The organism is Variovorax sp. 54 (genome assembly GCF_002754375.1).
Lineage (GTDB): Bacteria > Pseudomonadota > Gammaproteobacteria > Burkholderiales > Burkholderiaceae_C > Variovorax.
The window spans coordinates 2,673,716-2,691,868 of sequence record NZ_PEFF01000001.1; the positions used below are offsets into that span (position 1 = coordinate 2,673,716).

Genomic DNA, 18,153 nt, shown 5'->3' on the forward strand with positions numbered 1-18,153 from the left:
CCATCGGCGGTGGGGTCTCACGCACGGCGCGCGACGCGCCATGCGCCTCGTGCGCCGCGCCGGTCACCATGGCAGCGAGTAGGTCTTGGTGTTGGTGAAGCTCTTCATCGCTTCGAGCACGCCTTCCTTGTAGCCCAGGCCCGAGTCCTTGATGCCGCCGAAGGGCGTGAGCTCCAGGCGGTAGCCCGGCACTTCGCGCACGTTCACGCTGCCCACGTTCAGCTCGCGGATGAAGCGCGTGATGTAGTCCAGCCGGTTGGTGCAGATCGCCGACGACAGGCCATAGGCCGTGCCGTTGGAGATGCGGATCGCCTCTTCGATGTTCTTGAAGCGGATCACCGGCGAGACCGGCCCGAAGGTCTCGTGCTTTGCAACGGTCATCTGCGGGTCCACATGGTCGAGCACCGTCGGCGAGTACAGCGCGCCGCGGCGTTCGTTGCCGTACAGCAGCTTCGCACCGGACTTGATCGCCTCGTTGACCACCGCCTCGAACTGCTTGGCAGCCGCTTCATCGATCACCGTGCCCATGTCGGTGGCCGGGTCCATCGGGTCGCCGTACTTCAGCGCTTTTGTCTTGGCTACCAGCAACTCGACGAACTGGTCGGCGACCGACTCGTGCACCAGCATGCGTTTGACTGCTGTGCAGCGCTGGCCCGAGTTCTTGTACGAACCGTTGGCCGCCAGCGTGGCAGCTTCCTCAATGTCCGCGTCTTCCATCACGATGATCGGATCGTTGCCGCCCAGCTCCAGGATCTGGCGCTTGTAGACCGCCTTGCCCGCGATGTACTTGCCGATGGACACGCCACCGGTGAAGGTGACCATGTCCACGTCGGCGTTGGTCAGCAGTTCATCGGCAATCTCGGCCGGGTCACCGGTGATGACCGACAGCATCTGTGGCGGCAGGCCCGCCTCGTACAGGATGTCGGCCAGGATGAAGGCCGTCAGCGGCGTCTTCTCGCTGGGCTTGAGCACCATCCGGTTGTTGGTGGCAATGGAGGGCGCCACCTTGTGGATCACCTGGTTCAGCGGATGGTTGAACGGGGTGATGGCGGTGATGGCGCCCTGCAAGGGCTCGCGCAGCGTGTAGACCTTGCGGCTCTTGCCATGGTGCGTGAGGTCGCAAGAGAACACCTGACCGTCGTCCACCAGCGCCTGGTTGGCGGCGAACAGCAGCACGTCGGAGGCGCGGCCCACTTCGTAGAGCGAGTCCTTGCGGCACAGGCCCGATTCGAGCGTGATGGTGCGCGAGATCTCGTCCAGGCGCGAGGCGATGATCTCGCCGGCGCGCATGAGGATCTTGTAGCGCTCGTAGCGCGTGAGCGTGGGCTTGTAGTCGCGGGCGATGCGCAGGGCATTGCGCACGTCGTCCAGCGTGGCCTTGGGCACGGTGGCGATCACTTCACCGGTGTACGGGTAGGTGACGTCGATGGTGCGGTCGCGGTGGACTTTCTCGCCGGCGATGCGCAAGGCTTCGCGGTACACGGTGCCGGGCTTCAGGGCGGAATGGTCAGACTTGCTCATGGAATGCTCCGTCAAATAGGTTCAGGCGGCGGCCACCAGCGGGCCTTGGGCGTGGTTCAGTGCGAGGTCGAGTGCATCGAAGTTGCGCAGCCGGCGCGTGCTCGCGATGCCGGCGACCGGGCGGTTGCAGATCAGCGGCACCTTCTGCTCGGACACACCACCGTGCGAGCGCAGCGGCACTTCGAGGGCCGAGAGGTCGTGGCGGCTGGCGGCCGTGCCGATGACGGTGCTCTGCTCGCTCACCACCACGATGTCGCCGATGCGATCGGGTGGCAGCTCGAAGCGCTGCGCGGCTTCCTTGCGCGAGAGCACGAACTGCATGCCGGGGATGCGCTGGATGCGGTCGATCCAGCCGGGCACCTGGTTCTCATCGGGCACGTAGACGGTGGCGAAGGAACCCAGCGCGCCGTGGTGCACCACGTACGGGTCGGTGATCGGCAGGATCACGCGCGCGCGGCCCGGGCCATACCAGTCGTCGAGCACGTCCTGCAGGTAGATCACGTTCGGCGAACCGTCGGCGCCGTGCTTGTCGTTCATGCCGTGGTCGGCCGTGAGCACGATGGTGGCGCCCAGTGCATCGAGCTGCGCGAGGTAGCCGTCCATCATGGCGTAGAAGGCGTTGGCGGCGGGGCTGCCCGGCGCGGCCTTGTGTTGCACGTAGTCGGTGGTCGACAGGTACATCAGGTCGGGGCGCTGCGATTCCATCAGCTTCACGCCGGCGGCGAACACGAACTCCGAGAGCTCGGCGCTGTACACCGAAGGCACGGGCATGCCGACCATGTCGAGCACGTTGTCGATGCCGTTCTCTTCCATCGTCACCTGGTCCGACTTTTCCGACGAGAAGCAGATGCCCTTCATCTGGTGACCCAGCAGCTTGCGCAGCTTGTCCTTGGCGGTGACCACGGCGAGCTTGGCGCCCGCATCGGCAAACGCGGCCAGCACGGTGCCGGCGCGCAGGTACTTGGGGTCGTTCATCATCACTTCCTGACCCAGCTCGCGGTCGAAGAAGTAGTTGCCGCAGATGCCGTGCACTGCGGGCGGAGCGCCGGTCACGATCGACAGGTTGTTGGGGTTGGTGAACGAGGGCACGACGCAGTCGGCCAGCAGGTCGGCGCCGCCCTTGCGCATGGTGTCGAGGTAGGGCGCGACGCCGGCGGCAATGGCCGCGTCGAGGTAGGCCGGCTCGCAGCCGTCGACGCAGACGACGACGACCGGGCGGACCATCCAGCGGTAGCTGCGGCCGTTCACTTCGAGGGAATCGGATTTCATGAAGGGGTGCTCCTTGGCAAATTGAATGGGGGTTGCTGCAGCGGCCTCAGCGGCGGATGAACACCGCGATGCAGGCGCTGATGAGGCAGCTGGCCGCGACGATGGGGAACACCATCGAGGTGTTGCCCGAGTGGTCCAGCATCCGGCCGATCAGCGGTTCACCGAGGCCGGCCAGCAGGTACGAGAAGAAGTTCATGACACCGGTGGCGGTGCCGGCGCGCTTGGCGCCCACGAGGTCGGGGCACAGGGCCCAGAACGACGAGGCCGGGCCGTAGACGAAGAAGCCCGCCAGGAACAGCAGCCCCAGGCCGAGGATGCTGGTGGGCAGCAGGTACATGCCCATCGAGGCGACGCAGCCCAGCAGCATGTACAGCACGATGGCCTTGTAGCGCTTGGAGCCGAACACCTTGTCGGAGATCCAGCCGTTGGTGAGCGCACCGAAGGCCATGCCCACGGGCAGCGCCACCGAGATCCAGGCCGGGTCGATCATGCCGTCGGCGGCCTTGGCCCAGTCCTTGCCCAGGAAGTGCACCGGCACCCAGACGATGAGGCCGTAGCGTGCGGCGTTCTGGAAGCCGATGGCCAGCGCGGCGATCATCAGCTTGGGGTTGCTGAGCACGGCCTTGTAGCGCGACCACGAGCTCTCTTGCGGTTCGCCGTCGGCCACACCGGCCTGGGCGTCCTGCGGGTTGTCGTTGGCCACGCCGGTGTCGGGCGACTTGAAGCCCATGTCTTCCGGCCGTTCACGGGCGATCAGGTAGAAGGCGATGCCGCCCACCAGCATCAGCAGCACGGGGAGCCGGAAGATCCAGCGCCAATCGAGGTGCAGCACGTTGACGACGATGATCGACGTGACGAACGACAGCACCGAGGCGCAGCCGGCGGCGAACACATAGAAGCCGTAGACCTTGCCGCGCTCGCCCGCGCCCCACCAGTTCGACAGCAGCCGGCTGCCCGGCGCCCAGCCCAGGGCCTGGAAGTAGCCGTTGATGCCCCACGGAATCGCCAGGCTCTTGAAGCCGATCGCGAAGCTCACGACCCAGTTGGCAGCGCACGAGAGGATGGCGCCGGCCGTCATCACGCGGCGTCCGCCGAACTTGTCGCCCAGGTTGCCGTTGATGGCCTGCCCGACGGCATAGCACCACAGCAGCGAGGTCGAGGCCCAGCCGAGCACTTCTTTGGAGAGGCCGAACTCCTTCTGGATGCCCGGGATGGCGAAGCCGAAGGTCTGCCGCCCCGTGTAGAAGAAGAAGTAGCAGAACATGGCTGCCAGCAGCATCCGCCACTGCGCCTTGCGGAACGAATTGTCGAGGGGAGGCACGTAGGTGCCCGCCTGCAGGATGGGATTGGCCGCTTGCATGGTATGTCTCCTTGTCTTGACGGGCGTGGGGCCCGTGGGGCCGGCTCGAAATGGCCGGCATCGCTGTCTGTCTTGCCTTACTGACTCTCTTGTCTCGCTGCGCAGTCCCTGCCTGTCAGGCCAACGCCGCCGCGCCGATGAAGTTCTTGCCGCGCGCGCCGTCCATGGCACGCGCGATCATGGCCGCCGCTTCGCTGTCCGCAACGCCATAGTCGGCAAACTCGGTCTTCACGCCAAGCCCCTGCAGGAATGCCCGCAGGCGCTGTGTGGCGGTCGCCAGGTCGGGGCCGAAGATCAGCTGCAGCGTCTGGTCGCGGTCGGGCGAGCGGGCCCAGGCTTTCTCCAGCACGAGGGGCAGCGTGAACGAGCACGCGATGCCGTGGGCCAGGCCGTGGCGCAGCGTCATCTCGTACGAGATGGAATGCGCCAGCGCCGTCTTGGTGTTGGAAAACGCCATGCCGGCCTTCAGCGCGGCCAGTGCCATGCGCTCGCGCAGGTCGAGGTTGTCCAGGTCTTTCAGCAGCGCCGGCAGGCAGTCGAAGATGTCGCGCACGGCCGACACGGCGAAGGTGTCGGAGACCGGGTTGGCGTTGACGTTCCAGATGGCTTCCAGCGCATGGGACAGCGCATCGAGCCCCGTCGACACCGTGGTGCCCGCCGGCACCGTGCGCATGAGCTCGGGGTCGACGATGGCGGCCTCGGGCCAGGTGGCATCCAGGTGCAGCGAATACTTCTTCTGGTTGCCGGCGTCCCAGATGGTGGCCCAGGGCGTTACTTCGCTGCCGGTGCCGGCGGTGGTCGGCACGGCGATCAGCGGCTTGACGCTGGCGGGCACGAAGGGCTTGCCGGTGGCCAGCAGCGCGACGAGCTCGTCGAACTGCCCGTTGGCCGTGCCCACCATCAGGGCCTTGGCCGTGTCGATGGCGCTGCCGCCGCCCACCGCCACGATGGCGTCGCAGGGTGCGTCCGACTGCCAGAAGCGGTTGTACAGGTCGCGCAGCTGGGCGACGTCGGGGTTGGGGCGCACGTCGTCGATGACGGTGACGAGCGCGTCGCCCAACAGCGTCTGCAGGCGATCGACCAGGCCGAGCCCGCGGGCTTCGGGGAAGGTGACGAGCGCGACGCGGCGGCCCGCCAGGAGCGAGGGCAGCCGTTCGAGGCTGCCTCGCCCGGAATGAATGGACACGGGGTTGCGGTAAGCGTGGGGCATGTTTTTTGTCTCCGGTTTCTGTCTGGGCCGCAGTGTCGAAGCGGCGCGCCGGAGCGTCCAATCGCATTTCGCGCGTGCAACCGGTCCAAAACCGATGGATACCTTGGGGTAAGCCTGCATAGGCGCAGACGCCGCATCTGAGAGAGGCTCGGCGCATGCCCCACGGCACCGACGACCCTCACGACCGCCCCATGTTTCACCAGTACTACAAGTGGATCCGCTGCTTCCACGCCGTCGCCAAGACCGGCGGCTTCACCACGGCCGCGCGCTACCTGCACATCGGCCAGCCCACCGTGACCGACCAGGTCAAGGCGCTCGAGGAGCGCTTCAACGTCGAGCTGTTTTTGCGCAGCGGGCGCGCCGTGCGGCTCACGGCCGCGGGTGAGCAGCTGTATGCGATCACGCAGGGCCTGTTCGGGCAGGAAGAAGAGGCGATGCAGTTCCTGCAGCGCGCCCACAAGCTGCGCACGGGGCTGGTGCGCGTGGGCGCGGTGTCGCCGCCCATTGCGCTGGAGCTGGCGCGCAGCTTCAAGCGCAGCCATGCCGGGCTCGACCTGACGGTGTCGATCGGCTCCGAGGCCTCCACGCTCAGCGGGCTGCAGGACTTCGACATCGACGTCGGCATCCTCGTCGAGCCGCCCGAGATCGAAGGCCTGCACCAGGTGCCGTACCGCGTGGAGCGCATCGTGGCCGTGGTGCCCGCGAAGCACCCGTGGGCCAAGAAACGCACCATCGCCACGCGCGACATCGCGGGCGAGCCCGTGATCCTGCGCGAGCCCGGTTCCAAGACGCGCCATCGCGTCGAGCGCGCCTGCGCGCAGCAGAGCGTGCAGATGAACTGCGTGATGGAGATCAACAGCCGCGAGGCCATCCTGCATGCCGTGGCCAACGGCATGGGCGTGGGCTTCGTGACGCAGATCGAGTGCATTCCGCTGCCCGGCCTGAAGGTGGTGGAGATCGACGACGCCGAGCTCTCGATCAGCTACTCGCTGTGCTGCCTCGCGGTGCGCAAGGACCGGCCGCTGATCCGCGCGCTGTTCGACGTGGCGCAGCAGGACGACGACAAGACGGCCGACTGAGCGGGGTCTCGTCGCGGGCGGCACACCCCGCGGCGGGCTTCTTCGCTATCCTGCCGTCTGGCCTCAGACGAAGGATCGACCTTGAACTTGCACCCCGCCCTCCAGGACGCCGCCGCGCGCGACTTCGGCACCCTTGCCGACCTGGTCCGCCTCCACGCCCAGAACACGCCCGATCGCCCCGCGCTGGCCGATGCGCAGCAGACGCTCGACTACCGCGCGCTCGACGCACTCATGGACCGCATCGCCGCCGCCCTGCAGCGCGACGGCCTGCGCGCCGGCGACGCCATCGCGGTCTGCGCCGCCTCGTCGGTGCCCTATGCCGCCGTGTTCCTCGGCGCGCTGCGCGCGGGCGTCGCGGTGGCCCCGCTGGCCCCCGGCTCGGCGCCCGCCAGCCTGGCACGCATGATCTCCGACGCCGACGCGCGCCTGCTGTTCACCGACGCCTCGGCCGCCGAGGTGGTGGGCGCCGCGCAGGCCGCGGGCCTGCCGCACATCGCGCTCGACGGCTCCGATGTCGGCCGCGCCCTCGACGACTGGCTCGCCGCGCCCGGCACGAAGCCGGAGCCCGTCGACGTGCAGCCCGGCTGGGCCTTCAACATCATCTATTCGTCGGGCACCACCGGCGAGCCCAAGGGCATCGTGCAGGGCCACGGCATGCGCTGGTCGCACATCCAGCGCGGCGCCAAGTACGAGTACGGCCCCGAGACGGTCACGCTGCTGTCGACGCCGCTGTACTCCAACACCACGCTGGTCGTGTTCTTCCCCACGATCGCCTTCGGCGGCTGCGTGGTGCTGATGCCCAAGTTCGACGCGCAGGGCTACCTGCAGCTGGCCGTGCAGCACCATGTGACGCACACCATGCTCGTGCCGGTGCAGTACCAGCGCCTGATGGCGCACCCGCGCTTCGACGCGCACGACCTCTCGACCTTCCGCCACAAGTTCAGCACCAGCGCGCCCTTCAACGCGGCGCTCAAGGCCGACGTGCTCCAGCGCTGGCCCGGCGGGCTGGTCGAGTTCTACGGCATGACCGAAGGCGGCGGCACCTGCATCCTCGAGGCGCACCTGAACCCGACCAAGCTGCACACCGTGGGCCAGCCCGCGCCGGGCAGCGACATCCGCCTGATCGACGAAGAAGGCAACGAGCTGCCGCAGGGCGACACCGAGGTGGCCGGCGAGGTGGTGGGCCACTCGGCCGGCATGATGACCGGCTACCACCGCCAGCCCGAGAAGACGCGCGAGGCCGAGTGGTTCGACGCCACCGGCAAGCGCTTCATCCGCACCGGCGACGTGGGCCGCTTCGACGCCGACGGTTTTCTCACGCTGTTCGACCGCAAGAAGGACATGATCATCAGCGGCGGCTTCAACATCTACCCCAGCGACCTCGAAGGCGTGCTGCGCGGCCATGTGGCGGTGGCCGACGTGGCGGTGATCGGCGTGCCGTCCGAGCAGTGGGGCGAGACGCCCGTGGCCTTCGTGGTGCGCCGGGAAGGCGACGCCACCACCGAAGACGCGCTGCTGCAGTGGGCCAACGCACAGGTCGGCAAAACGCAACGGCTGGCGCGCCTGCGCTTCATCGACGAGCTGCCGCGCAGCGCGATCGGCAAGGTGCTCAAGCGCGAGCTGCGCGACCTGAGTGCCTGAGTGAGCGCATCGCCGGTTGCTGACAATGCCGCGCCGCCCGAACAGGGCGGCGGCAACGGCCTGCTGTGGGTGCTCGTGGCCGTCGCGGTGGTGTTCGCCTTCGTGCGCCCGCGCGCGCCGATGGACTGGCTGCAGCTGGTCGACTGGCAGACCGTGGGCGCGCTCGCGGGCCTGCTGGCCATCACGCAGGGCGTCGAGAAGAGCGGCATGCTGCAGGCCGCCGCGCGGCGCCTGCTCGCCCACACGCACAGCGAGCGCGGCCTGGCCATGGCGCTCACGGCCACGGCCGCGCTGCTGTCGGCGCTGGTCACCAACGACGTGAGCCTGTTCCTGCTGGTGCCGCTCACGCGCGTGCTGGCCGTGCAGGCGCACCTGCCGCTGGCGCGGCTGGTGGTGCTGCAGGCGCTGGCCGTCAACGCGGGCTCGGCGCTCACGCCCATCGGCAACCCGCAGAACCTGTACCTGTGGCACCGCTCGGGCGAGAGCTTCTTCGGCTTCATGGCCATGATGGGCCCGACCGTGGCGATCATGTTGTTCTGGCTGTTCGTCGCCGTGTGGTGGCTGGTGCCGCGCACGCCGATCGCGCTGCGCGAAGAGACCGAGGCCGCGCCCGTGCAGCCGCGCCTGCTGGCGCTGGCCGGCGTGCTGTTCGTCGGCTTCGTGGTCGCGCTCGACCGCCACTGGCTTTTGCCCGGCCTGGGCGTGGTGTTCGGCGTGCTGCTGCTCACCTACCCGCGCGTGCTGCGCGGCATCGACTGGGCGCTGCTGGCGATCATTGCGCTGATGTTCGTCGACCTGCGCCAGGCTGCCGAGCTGCCCGCCGTGGCGGCGCTGCTGGGCCACTGGCCCATCGGCGAAGGCTGGCGCGCCTACCTCGCGGCCATTGCGGCCTCGCAGGTCATCAGCAACGTGCCGGCGGCGATTCTGCTCGACCGCTACGTGCACGACCTGCCCGCGCTCGCGGCCGGCGTGAGCGTGGGCGGCTTCGGCTGCGTGCTGGGCTCGCTGGCGAACCTCATCGCGCTGCGGCTGGCCAAGCTGCCGCATGGGCTGCGCGAGTTCCACCGCATCAGCATTCCGTTTTTGCTGGTGTGCGCGGCCTCGGCGCTGCTGCTGCGGCTGGGGTGATGACAGGCGGCGGGGCGGCGCGGACAATCGGTTCCGCGTCATGAACACCTCCGCCCCCGTCCTCTCGTTGCGCGACTACACCCAGTCTCGCGGCAGCCACGCGCACGACCACTTCCAGGTGCTGCTCGGGCTCGACGGCGTGCTCGAGATCGAAGTCGAAGGCCGCGGCTCGGGCATCGGCACGGGCCAGGCCCAGGTGGTCGCACCCGGCGACCGTCACGACTTCGAGGCCCGGCGCGGCGGCAGCGTCTGCCTGGTGCTCGACACGCCGCATGCCCCGTGGGCACGCTGCGTCGAACAGCCGCCGACCGACGCGCCCCGGCTGCATGCGCTGGCCCGCTACCTCGCGCACTGCCTGCAGCAACCGCAGCACGCGGCCCTCGCCCTGCAGCACGGCCCTGCGCTGCTGCTCGAAGCCTGGGGCATCGTCGCCCCTTCGGTCGCAGACACGCGCCGCCGCCGCATCGACTGGCCCGCCCTCGCGGCCTGGGCGCAGGCGAACTGGCACCGGCCGCTGGGCGTCGCCGACCTGGCCGAGGTCGCCTGCCTGAGCCCCAGCCAGTTCGCGCAGCGCTGCCGCGAGGAACAGGGCCAGAGCGCGATGCTCTGGCTGCGCACGCTGCGGCTGGCCCACGCGCGCGAACTGCGGCTCGAAGGCCTGAGCGTGGCCGAGACGGCGCGCCGCACGGGCTACCGGTCGCCGTCGGCGCTCACGGCCGCGCTGCGCCGCTGACTCCGTCGTTGCGCGACGACGCACCGTCGGGCCGCGACGAGCGCGGCGCGTAGCCTCGGCGTCCATGCCCGCCACCTTCTACGCCCTGCTCGCCATCGCGCTGTGGGCCACGCTCGCCGCCTTCGGCACCGCGCTGTCGCACCTGCCGCCGTTCCTTTTGACCGGGCTGGCGCTGATCATCGGCAGCGTGCCGAGCTGGCCGCTGGTGCTGCGCGACCGCGGCGCCTGGCGCGTGCCGCCGCGCACGCTGGCGCTCGGGGTGTACGGCCTCTTCGGTTTTCACTTCCTGCTGTTCATCGCGCTGCGGCATGCGCCGCCGGTCGAGGCCAACCTCGTCAACTACCTCTGGCCGCTGCTCATGGTGGTGCTGGCGCCGGTGCTGCTGCCGGGCGTGTCGCTGCGCCCGCTGCACGTGGTGGCGGCGCTGCTGGGTTTTGCAGGCGCGGCCATCGCGATCCTCGGTGCGCGCAGCGGCGGCGCCGCACTGCCCGGCGCGCCCGCCACGTACTGGGGCTTCCTGCCCGCGGCCGGCTCGGCCTTCATCTGGGCCAGCTACTCGCTGTGGACGAAGCGCGTCACGCCCTTCCCCACCTCGGCCATCGGCCTGTTCGGACTGGTGTCGGGCGCGCTCTCGCTGGCCTGCCATGCACTGCTGGAGCCTGCCGTCGCGCTCTCGGCGAAAGACTGGCTGCTGGTCGCGCTGTGCGGCCTGGGCCCCTTGGGCGCGGCCTTCTTCGTGTGGGACATGGCGCTCAAGCGCGGCGACGCGCGGCAGATCGGCATCCTCAGCTACCTCACGCCGCTGGCCTCCACCGCGCTGCTGCTGGCCACGACCGGCCGGGCGCTCACGGCCAGCATCGCGCTGGCGGCGGCGCTCATCATCTCGGCCGCCGTGATGGGCACGCGTGCGAAATGAGACAAATCAGGGCGATGCCCGACAGAGCTTGTCGTTTTTTGTGGCTAGAGTGGAGGCTCAGGAAAAAGGAGTCACCCCCATGGATCAGAAGAACAACAAGACCGAGGATTTCGAGATCACGCCCAAGCTGGTGTTCGACATGAACCTGGCGCTGTACCTCGACCTGGTGGCCGCGCTGGAGGGCGCGGGCGCCGTTACCTACCGGCAGATGGCGGCGCGGGTCCTGAACATCAGCATGGACGCCCGCACCGACGGCGACACCCACCTGTCGACCGTGCTCGAAGGCATCGCCCAGGGCTTTGCAGGCCACGGCGACGGCCTCTCGATCGAACTGCTGAAGGCCGCGCGCGGGCTGCGGGAGGACGATGCGATGGGGGATATTCCGATGCGGCCCAACCTGGACGATTGACCCGTCGCCTGCGGCATCGATCTCCGGCGGCCGATGCGCCGTGCAATCGGCGGGGCGAGGCGACGCTGCCGCTTTCACCGCTCAAGGCGACTTCCTGACTGGCAAAGGCCGCCCCACCCGTTCCAGTACCTCCTGCGGCCAGATGACCTTGCGCATGGTCATGTGGCTGATCCAGTTGCACAGCGCCCACAGGGTGAAGAACGGCAACGTCACAGGAAAAAGGAGCAGAAAAAGAACGGTCGGAAAACGGTTGGTTCTCCACCACCAGCCCAGCTTGGGCCCGAAGGGGCTGACCACGCCCATGCTTTGCCACAAGCTGCGGGGGCGCTCGAAGATTTGAAGCTGCTCGCCCTGCGGAACACCAGGCCCCCCGTCTTCCATGAAGCGACGGATGTGCTCCCACAGCATCGGCACGGTGTACTCGCCCATGCCCAGGCTGTTGCCCACATCGAATTCATCAAGCAGGCGGCCCTCCTTTTCGTCGGGCTTGCGGTAGCCGCGCACCACCAGCGTCAGGCTGTGCAGGCGCGAGAGGGCCTGGCCAGTGGATGCCAACGTCACACGGTGTTCGGCCGTGATGCAGGCCCAGTCGTATTCCACCGCCTGCAGCGCGATGGGTTTGAGGCGCATGCGCTGCCACCCGCTGTCGGCAGAACCGTCGAGCGGCGGAAACAGGCGATAGACCTTGCGGTGCTTGCGGTCGAAGACGGTCGGCTCGTCCTCGGGGGCAAAAAGGTCCATGCGCAAGAAGAAAAGGTACCAGCGAGGAAAAACGTAGAAAGCCAGGAATGCAATGACCACCATCTCCAGCGCCAGGAACGGATGCCGCCAGGACGTGAACACGCTCAATATTCCCGAGGAAACCGCCATCCAGAGGGCCCATGTCTGGACGACAACGCCGGCCGCCACGCTCATCAATGCAAATCCGCGCATCTGTGCGGATGCCCCCGGTTGCTGAAGCACGATCGCATCCTTGAACACCGCCACCACATTGTTCATGGCACTGGGCTCGTCGCTGGCGCGCTTGTTCTTTCTGAAACGCTCCAGCACGCCATTGAGCGCCTGGTCGTCTACCGTGTTCGGCGCAGGCTCGACGCCTTGCAGCAGCGCGATGGCTGGTGCCACGAACTCACCATGCTTGAGCACGTTCAGCTTCCTCCGGTGCAGCTGTATCGTGCTGCATTTTCTTGAAAATCGCCCCATCAGGGCTCGATGGGTCTGGGTGCGCAGATTCTGGGCCACAGCCAGTGCATCGGGTCGGCCTTCAGCCCTGCTTGAATGGCGGCCCCCAGAGCGTCCAGTATCTTGCTGCGGTCCATGCGTGCAGGTCGGTCACACGACCGGGCCACTGACGAAGCGCGGAGGTTGTCAGAATTTCCCCCTTTCCATACCAACCTGTACCGAGAGCAAGGTGACCTCATTGAATCCCCCCTCGGATGGGGCCCTGTCGGCAGTGCTGCACAAGGTCAGCGACAACATCGTCCTCATCGGGCCTGCGCGAAGCAGGTTGCGGACGGGCGCAGCATTCGCATCGTTCTGCTCGATTGTCTTGCTCTGCGTGCTGTGCGCGACCTTCATCATGGGCACAAGCGACGGGCCCAACGAATGGGCATCTTTTCTTCCCTCGTTTGGCTTCGCCATGTTCCTGGTTGTGATGGTCTGCACGCAGCTTTTTTATCCTCGAAGCTTTCTGTTTCAACGTGCGCCGACCTATGCGGTCTTCGATAGCGAAGCACAGCGGGGCTACTGGGCAAGTGATGGCCAGTTGCGCCCTGTGGCATGGAAAGAAGTTCGTTTCGATGCCTTCGAAACCAGCCGCCGATTGAGCGCCGGACAATGGCTGCACCAGCATTTCCTGCGGATCGAAAGCTCTGGCCCGAGCGAGGGGCGCAGCGTCGAAATAGCGGTCACTCAGACCTTCGATCGCTTGAGCGGCGCCATGGTGGTTTCCAGGCTCATCAATGCCTCGCGTCGCTTCATGCGCAACAGCCGCGCCATGGGCGCTGACATGGAGGACCTTCGCCTGCAGCCCCAAGGAAGCATTCTTCGGTCCATCGGATCGTGGGTCATCCCGCCCCATCAGTCCCTCAAGACGCACCCCTGGAGCGTTCTTTTCGGGGTGTTCGGCTTTCCATGGGTCAGCTTGTTTTTCATCTTCACCGCCTTCTACATGGCGGCTGTCAAAGCCACGAGCACGCCCGCCCGCTGGCCGGATGAACTGCTGTCCAGGATCGGGGGAATTCCGGCAGGGTCCCAACTGGAAGCCATCATCTCGTCGAAGGTCTGACCGACCGTTGCGCAAAGCCCGCCCGCGTTTGCCAACGATCCGTCGTCCTCCTGATGCCCCGCTGGGGGGCAGCCCCGAACGACGGGGCTGCGGACGCTTTCGGCAGCGTCAGTCTTCGGCGACCTGCAACACCAGCTTGCCGAAGTTCTCCCCCGCGAACAGCTTGTTCAGCGATTCGGGGAAGGTGTCGAGCCCCTTCACGATGTCTTCCTTGCTCTTCATGCGGCCGTCCTTCAGGTAGCCGGCCATCTCGGCGATGGCAATCGGGTAACGGTCGGCGTAGTCGAACACCACGATGCCTTCCATGCGCGCACGGTTCACGAGCAGGCTCAGGTAGTTCTTCGGGCCGGCAGCCGGCATGCTGTTGGCGTTGTTGTACTGGCTGATGGCGCCGCAGATGATCACGCGGGCCTTGCGTGCCAGGCGCGCCAGCACGGCATCCAGAATCTCGCCGCCGACGTTGTCGAAGTAGATGTCCACGCCCTTCGGGCAGTGGGCCTTGAGGCCTTCGCGCACGGCGCCCGCGCCGACCTTGTAGTCGATGCAGGCGTCGAAGCCCAGCTCCTTCACCACCCAGTCGCACTTGGCGGCGCCGCCGGCGATGCCGACCACGCGGCAGCCCTTGATCTTGGCCAGCTGGCCGACGGTCTGGCCCACGGCGCCGGCCGCGCCCGAGACGACAACGGTTTCGCCTGCCTGGGGCATGCCCACGTCCATCAGGCCGAAGTAGCCGGTCATGCCGGGCATGCCCAGCACGTTGAGCCACTGGGTGATGGTGCCCACGCGCAGGTCGATCTTCACGAGACCGTTGCGCTTGATCTGGTCTTGCGGCACGAGCATGTATTCCTGCACGCCGAGCGTGCCGTACACGGTGTCGCCGACGGCGAACTGCGCGTTCTTCGAAGCGATCACGCGGCCGATGCCGCCGGCGCGCATGACCTCGTCGATGGCCACGGGCGGGATGTAGCTCTTGGCGTCGTTGAGCCAGCCGCGCATGGCGGGGTCGAGCGACAGCGACAGCGTCTTGACGAGCACGCCGCCCTCGTCGGGCTGGGCCACGGGCTCGGTGCTGAAGCGCCAGTGCTCGCGCGTGGCCGTCCCCTCGGGGCGCTTGGCAAGACGGACCTGGTGGTTGGTGAGGGGGCTGCTCATGGTGTCTGTCTCCTTGACGTGGATGTGCCGGGCGTCGGCGATGCAGGCGCATCGTAGTCGCGGGGCAAGGCCCCGCGCGTAGCGCAGGCGACAGCCCGCCCTGCCCCCTTCTGCGCCTTCTGCAGCCCTGCTATGGAAGCAGGAGCAGCCCGTACACCGCCGCCGTGGCGACGCCCAGCACGGAAGCCACGGCGCCGATGCGCCGCGCCCAGGCGGGCCGGTAGCTCACGAGGCCGACCACCACGAGCGCGGCGGCCGTGAGTGCGCCCAGCCACAGCACCCAGCCCATGGCCAGCCCGCGCAGGCGCAGGGCGGCGACCAGCGAGAGAAGAAGCAGCGCCGCACCGCCCAGCTGCTGCCAGGGCCGCGACGGGCCCGGCGTGCGGCCGCGCCCGTGGGCGTCTTCGTAATGCCGGTCCATCGCCAGGCTCAGCGTGACGAAGCCGCCGAGCGCCGACGCGAACAGGGCGCACACCAGCGCGAAGGCGCTCATCGCGAGCACCCGCGCGCCGGAAGCCCCGCCCTCACCGGACGACGAAGCTCAGCGTGGCAACGTGGCGCGTCTGCGTGTAGGGCTTGCCGTCCCAGGTGCCCTTGCCGTCCTTGTCGGTGTGGTTCACCTCGACCACGTACTGGCCGGGCCAGGGCGTCTGCAGCGTGACCTTGCCGGCGTCGTCGGTGGTGAACTTCTTCTCCCACTTGGGCGGGCCGAACACGACCACCTCGGCCTTGGGCAGGGGCTTGCCCGCGAGCAGCAGCGTGAAGCTGTTGCTGTTGGCGGCCTGCGGCACGAGCTCGAGCGTGTGGCGCGCCACGGTCTCGGTGCGGCCGGTGCGTGCCTGGTAGAGGCTGGCCACGCCCTTGTCGCTGACGTAGGCGCCCACGAGGCGCGCGTCGCCGCTGGCGTCGGCCTTGACCACGAAGTGGTCGGCATGGCGCGTGGCCGGCGTCTCCTTGCCGTCAGCGGCAATGCCGCGCGGCGCGCTGACCAGCTTCAGGTGGCCGGCCTCGGTCTCGCGCAGGTCTTCGGCCCATTCGCCGAAGTAGGCCTTGGCCTCGCCGCCCGCGGCGGGCTCGAGCCAGACGAAGTGGGCGTGCGCGGCGCCCGAGAAAACGAACGCGGCCGCCGCGAGGGTGGCAAGGGAGAACAGGGGTTTCTTCATGGTCGAGGTTCCTGGGTTGATTGAGATGGCATGGTTGAGACGGAATGGGAGGCGGCTTGTTCAGAACTTGGCGCGCAGGGTGACGCTCACGTTGCGCGGCTCGCCCCAGAACACGCTGTCGTAGAAGCCCACGTTGCGGTAGTACTTCTTGTCGAAGACGTTGCGGATGTTCAGCTGCGCCGTGAGGTTCTTGTGGATCTCGTAGCTGGCCATGAGGCTGAAGACCGCGTACGCCTTCTGCGAGATGCGCGGCAGCGGGTCCTTCATGCTGAACAGCGGCGGCTGGCCGTACCATGACTCGCCGTAGATGCTGCTTTGCGCCGTCATGTCGCCGCCGACCTTCAGGCCGCGCCAGGCGCCGCCGAAGCGGTAGGCGGTCGCAAAGCGCAGCAGGTGCCTGGGCTGGTTGGGCACGGCGCGTGCGCCCTTGGCGGTCTTCGCGTCGAGGTAGGTGTAGCCGGCGGTCACGTTCCAGTCGGGCGTGATCTGGCCCGACACGTCGAACTCCAGGCCGCGCGCGGTCACGCCGTCGCCGCTGGCCACGTAGGCCTGGCCGCCGTCGGGCAGGCGGAAGCCGGCGGATACGCTGCGGTCGAGTTCGGCCAGGTTCTTCTTCTTGACCTGAAACACGGCGGCCGACGCATTGAGCGCACCGCCGAAGTACTCGCCCTTCAGGCCCAGCTCGGCGCTGGTGCCGGTCTCGGGCGTGAGGTACTGGTCGTTGCGGTCTTTCTGGGTCTGCGGGCGGAACAGCGTGGTGTAGCTGCCATACAGCGAATGGTGCTTGTCCAGGTCGTAGACCACGCCGACATACGGCGTGACCTCGTCCTTCGATTCCGACTTGCCCGTGGTGCGCCGGTACTGGCCTGCCGTGTTGTAGGCGTGCGTGTAGCTGCGGTAGTTGCTCACGCGCGCGCCGACGATCACGCTCAGCGGGTCGGTGAGGCTGAAGCGGCCCGCCATGTAGCCGCCGTTGAGCTGCGTGAAGCCCACGCTCTTGGAGCCGTCGGCCAGGAAGACCGGTCGCGGGATGTTGCCGGTCCACAACCGGTAATCGGGAATGGCGTCGGGGTACGCACGCAGGTCGCGCCCGCCCGGCGTGGTGTAGGTCTGGTTGCCGCCGTTCCATCCGGCGATGAAGGTGTGACGCCGCCCGAACAGACTGAAGGGGCCGGTGGCATAGAGGTCGAAGTTGTCATTGACGTACTTGCCTTCGCCGTAGTTGCCGGTCCACAGCGACATGCCCTGGCCCGTGAAGCGGTTGGGGTAGCCGGCGCCGCCGTAGGCCACGGTGGTGTTGTTGGCGCTGGTGGTGCGCGCATAGCCCAGGTGCACCTTCCAGTCGTTGTCGAAGCGGTGCTGCAGCGAGACAAAAGTCGTGTGCTGCTTGTTGGCCCAGGTGCTCCAGGGCGTGCTGAGGCTGGTGTTGCGCGGCAGGTTGGCCAGCGTGCCGTCGTGGTTCCAGTAGGGCACGGCGCCCCAGGTCGCGCCCGTGGGCTTGTTGTCCTGGAAGTCGATGCCGGCGGTGAGCAGCGTGGAGCGCGTGAGGTCGGCTTCGACGATCACCATGCCCACGGTTTTTCGCTCGTGGTACATGTCCATGTAGGAGTCGCGGTCCTGCCAGGCCAGCGCGGTGCGCGCGCGGATGCGGCCGTCGGCAGTGAGCGGCACCGACAGGTCGACCTCGGCGCGCTTGTGGTTCCAGCGCCCGTAGGTGAGCGAGGCGCTGCCCTGGAACTCGCGCGTGGGGCGCTTGCGCACCGAGTTGATGGTCGCCGACGGATCGCCGGTGCCGCCCATGAGGCCGGTGGCGCCGCGGATGACCTCGATGCGGTCGTACAGCACGGTGTCGGACAGTGGCGAGTTCGGGCCGCGCGGCATGCCGTCGATCTGGAAGTTGTTGATCGAGAAGCCGCGCGCCGCGTAGTTCACGCGCTCGCTGTCGGCCTGCCCGACCATGATGCCGGTGGTCTGGCCCAGCACGTCGTCGATGCGGGCGCTGCCCAGGTCGTCCATGCGCTCGCGCGTGATCACGGTCACCGACTGCGGCGTCTCGCGGATCGACAGGTCCATGCGCGTCGCGGTGGACGCCTGCTCGGCGGTGTAGGAGCGGCTGCCCTCGGTGCGGCCGCTGCGGTCGCCCGAGACGGTGACTTCGGACAGCGCCGCGCCGCTGGCGGCGGGCTGTTGCTGCTGCTGCGCGCTGACAACGCCGCAGCAAAGCAGGGCGACAAGGGCCACGGGAGACCGCCGGAAGCGGGCGCGTGAAAACGAATGCTGGTTCA

16 protein-coding genes are annotated in these 18,153 nt (G+C 67.9%); 7 read left to right on the forward strand and 9 right to left on the reverse strand.

Annotated elements, in window-relative coordinates; genetic code table 11:
- Positions 1-63: 63 nt before the first annotated feature.
- The 4 genes from phnY to psrA all read right to left on the reverse strand — a co-directional run bounded on the left by phnY (position 64) and on the right by psrA (position 5,360).
- Positions 64-1,521: a phosphonoacetaldehyde dehydrogenase gene (phnY, locus tag CLU95_RS12295; protein WP_099793456.1), complete on the reverse strand. Its 1,458-nt coding sequence runs from the start codon at positions 1,519-1,521 to the stop codon at positions 64-66.
- 21 nt (positions 1,522-1,542) lie between these two features.
- Complete coding sequence (gene phnA, locus CLU95_RS12300) at positions 1,543-2,790, reverse strand: phosphonoacetate hydrolase (RefSeq protein ID WP_099793458.1); 1,248 nt, start codon at positions 2,788-2,790, stop codon at positions 1,543-1,545.
- 46 nt (positions 2,791-2,836) lie between these two features.
- On the reverse strand, positions 2,837-4,150 hold the full coding sequence (locus CLU95_RS12305; protein ID WP_099793460.1) for an MFS transporter: 1,314 nt from the start codon (positions 4,148-4,150) through the stop codon (positions 2,837-2,839).
- Between the two features lie 115 nt (positions 4,151-4,265).
- Positions 4,266-5,360 (reverse strand): iron-containing alcohol dehydrogenase PsrA, encoded by a 1,095-nt coding sequence (gene psrA / locus CLU95_RS12310; protein ID WP_099793461.1) that lies wholly within the window; start codon positions 5,358-5,360, stop codon positions 4,266-4,268.
- A 191-nt stretch (positions 5,361-5,551) separates the two neighbouring features.
- Between psrA and CLU95_RS12315 the strand changes: the two genes are divergently transcribed.
- From CLU95_RS12315 to CLU95_RS12340, 6 genes are all read left to right on the forward strand, one after another.
- Entirely contained in the window at positions 5,552-6,439 is an 888-nt protein-coding gene (locus tag CLU95_RS12315) for a LysR substrate-binding domain-containing protein (protein WP_099797253.1), read from the forward strand.
- 87 nt (positions 6,440-6,526) lie between these two features.
- Entirely contained in the window at positions 6,527-8,080 is a 1,554-nt protein-coding gene (locus CLU95_RS12320; RefSeq protein WP_099797255.1) for a class I adenylate-forming enzyme family protein, read from the forward strand.
- The gene (locus CLU95_RS12325) at positions 8,081-9,208 is read left to right on the forward strand and encodes an SLC13 family permease (protein ID WP_099793463.1); all 1,128 of its coding nucleotides are present in this window, start codon (positions 8,081-8,083) and stop codon (positions 9,206-9,208) included.
- 40 nt (positions 9,209-9,248) lie between these two features.
- The gene (locus tag CLU95_RS12330) at positions 9,249-9,941 is read left to right on the forward strand and encodes a helix-turn-helix domain-containing protein (RefSeq protein WP_099793465.1); all 693 of its coding nucleotides are present in this window, start codon (positions 9,249-9,251) and stop codon (positions 9,939-9,941) included.
- A gap of 64 nt (positions 9,942-10,005) precedes the next feature.
- Positions 10,006-10,857 (forward strand): DMT family transporter, encoded by an 852-nt coding sequence (locus CLU95_RS12335; protein WP_099793467.1) that lies wholly within the window; start codon positions 10,006-10,008, stop codon positions 10,855-10,857.
- Positions 10,858-10,936: 79 nt separating this feature from the next.
- Positions 10,937-11,266 carry a hypothetical protein gene (locus CLU95_RS12340; RefSeq protein ID WP_099793469.1) on the forward strand — a complete coding sequence of 110 codons (330 nt, stop codon included), beginning with the start codon at positions 10,937-10,939 and terminating at the stop codon, positions 11,264-11,266.
- A gap of 81 nt (positions 11,267-11,347) precedes the next feature.
- Here the strand turns inward: CLU95_RS12340 and CLU95_RS12345 are convergent, their stop codons facing one another.
- The gene (locus CLU95_RS12345; RefSeq protein WP_099793471.1) at positions 11,348-12,412 is read right to left on the reverse strand and encodes a DUF6708 domain-containing protein; all 1,065 of its coding nucleotides are present in this window, start codon (positions 12,410-12,412) and stop codon (positions 11,348-11,350) included.
- 265 nt (positions 12,413-12,677) lie between these two features.
- Here CLU95_RS12345 and CLU95_RS12355 point away from each other — a divergent pair, with 265 nt between their 5' ends.
- On the forward strand, positions 12,678-13,553 hold the full coding sequence (locus CLU95_RS12355) for a hypothetical protein (RefSeq protein WP_143605990.1): 876 nt from the start codon (positions 12,678-12,680) through the stop codon (positions 13,551-13,553).
- 108 nt (positions 13,554-13,661) lie between these two features.
- Here CLU95_RS12355 and CLU95_RS12360 read toward each other — a convergent pair whose 3' ends face one another.
- The 4 genes from CLU95_RS12360 to CLU95_RS12375 all read right to left on the reverse strand — a co-directional run bounded on the left by CLU95_RS12360 (position 13,662) and on the right by CLU95_RS12375 (position 18,109).
- Positions 13,662-14,705, reverse strand: a complete 1,044-nt coding sequence (locus CLU95_RS12360) for an NADP-dependent oxidoreductase (protein ID WP_099793477.1) — start codon at positions 14,703-14,705, stop codon at positions 13,662-13,664.
- A gap of 130 nt (positions 14,706-14,835) precedes the next feature.
- Positions 14,836-15,198: a DUF3325 domain-containing protein gene (locus tag CLU95_RS12365; RefSeq protein WP_099793479.1), complete on the reverse strand. Its 363-nt coding sequence runs from the start codon at positions 15,196-15,198 to the stop codon at positions 14,836-14,838.
- A gap of 31 nt (positions 15,199-15,229) precedes the next feature.
- On the reverse strand, positions 15,230-15,868 hold the full coding sequence (locus tag CLU95_RS12370; RefSeq protein WP_099793480.1) for a DUF4198 domain-containing protein: 639 nt from the start codon (positions 15,866-15,868) through the stop codon (positions 15,230-15,232).
- Between the two features lie 60 nt (positions 15,869-15,928).
- A complete protein-coding gene (locus tag CLU95_RS12375) occupies positions 15,929-18,109 on the reverse strand; it encodes a TonB-dependent siderophore receptor (protein ID WP_180288589.1) in 2,181 nt (726 codons plus the stop codon).
- Positions 18,110-18,153 lie beyond the last annotated feature (44 nt).

Coding starts and splice junctions, on each gene's coding strand:
- CLU95_RS12340 (WP_099793469.1), top strand. CDS start 10,937: ATGGATCAGAAGAACAACAAGACCGAGGATTTCGAGATCACGCCCAAG.
- phnY (WP_099793456.1), bottom strand. CDS start 1,521: ATGAGCAAGTCTGACCATTCCGCCCTGAAGCCCGGCACCGTGTACCGC.
- CLU95_RS12360 (WP_099793477.1), bottom strand. CDS start 14,705: ATGAGCAGCCCCCTCACCAACCACCAGGTCCGTCTTGCCAAGCGCCCC.
- CLU95_RS12315 (WP_099797253.1), top strand. CDS start 5,552: ATGTTTCACCAGTACTACAAGTGGATCCGCTGCTTCCACGCCGTCGCC.
- phnA (WP_099793458.1), bottom strand. CDS start 2,790: ATGAAATCCGATTCCCTCGAAGTGAACGGCCGCAGCTACCGCTGGATG.
- CLU95_RS12335 (WP_099793467.1), top strand. CDS start 10,006: ATGCCCGCCACCTTCTACGCCCTGCTCGCCATCGCGCTGTGGGCCACG.
- CLU95_RS12305 (WP_099793460.1), bottom strand. CDS start 4,150: ATGCAAGCGGCCAATCCCATCCTGCAGGCGGGCACCTACGTGCCTCCC.
- psrA (WP_099793461.1), bottom strand. CDS start 5,360: ATGCCCCACGCTTACCGCAACCCCGTGTCCATTCATTCCGGGCGAGGC.
- CLU95_RS12365 (WP_099793479.1), bottom strand. CDS start 15,198: ATGAGCGCCTTCGCGCTGGTGTGCGCCCTGTTCGCGTCGGCGCTCGGC.
- CLU95_RS12330 (WP_099793465.1), top strand. CDS start 9,249: ATGAACACCTCCGCCCCCGTCCTCTCGTTGCGCGACTACACCCAGTCT.
- CLU95_RS12370 (WP_099793480.1), bottom strand. CDS start 15,868: ATGAAGAAACCCCTGTTCTCCCTTGCCACCCTCGCGGCGGCCGCGTTC.